This window comes from Myceligenerans halotolerans (assembly GCF_054782975.1).
Genome location: NZ_BAAGRL010000065.1, coordinates 1 through 978 on the forward strand (window position 1 = coordinate 1; position 978 = coordinate 978).

Genomic DNA, 978 nt, shown 5'->3' on the forward strand with positions numbered 1-978 from the left:
TGGCGCACGACCACGGCGTATGACGGGAAGTTCACCCGGGTGACGCCGCCTGCGGGGGCGACCCCGGCCACGACCGTGGTGGATGCGCGCGGCCGTATGGTCGAGCTGCGTCAGCACACCGGTGACTCCGACAGCGACGGTGAGCCCGATGTGGGCGGCACGTACCAGGCGACCACCTATGAGCGTGATCCGGAGGGCCGTCTGGCCAAGGTTGTCGAGACCACCACCACGAACGCGGACGGCGACGACACCGCGGTGTGGACCTACGGGTATGACGTGCTGGGTCGTCAGGTCATGGCGGATGATCCGGATCGTGGTACGACCACGAGCGTGTACGACCTGGCTGGGCAGACCCTGGCGGTCACGGACGCGAACGGGGACTCGCTGGCGTACGAGTACGACGGGCTGGGTCGCAAGACCGGGATGTTCGACGCCACGGTGAGCGGTGGGGACGTCACGCTGGGCGGGCAGCGGGCGGGCTGGGTGTTCGACCGGCTCACCGACCCGGCCGGCACTCCGACCTCGACGATCGTCAAGGGTCAGGCCACGGCCTCGGTCCGGTATGAGGACGGGCACGAGTATGTGACGTCGGTGACCGGGTACGACGACGGGTACCGGCCCACCGGGTCGCGCGTGCACCTGCCGAGTTCGAACTCCGTGCTCGACGGGCTTGCTGGCACCTACGAGACGCAGTACTCGTACATGGCTGACGGGCAGGTCGAGGCCGTCACGCTGCAGGCCGCCGGCGGGCTGGGGCAGGAGACGGTGACCACCCACTTCGACGAATCGTCCCTGCCCGAGTGGATGGGCGGCGGGTTCGGCTGGGGTACCTATGTGGCGGCGTCGGGCCGGACGATTCTGGGTGAGTCGTCCTGGCTGGACCTGGGGAACACGTATGCCGCGGTGGTGTCCTACCGGTATGAGGAGGGCACGCGGCGGCTGGAGGGCATCGCCCTGGACCGCGAACGCATCGACGGC

General features: G+C 69.2%; 1 protein-coding gene. It reads left to right on the plus strand.

Features of this window, described 5'->3' with window-relative positions:
• Positions 1–978 (plus strand): hypothetical protein (locus ACYVK5_RS25700; protein WP_460709106.1); only part of this gene is annotated, 978 nt, incomplete at both ends.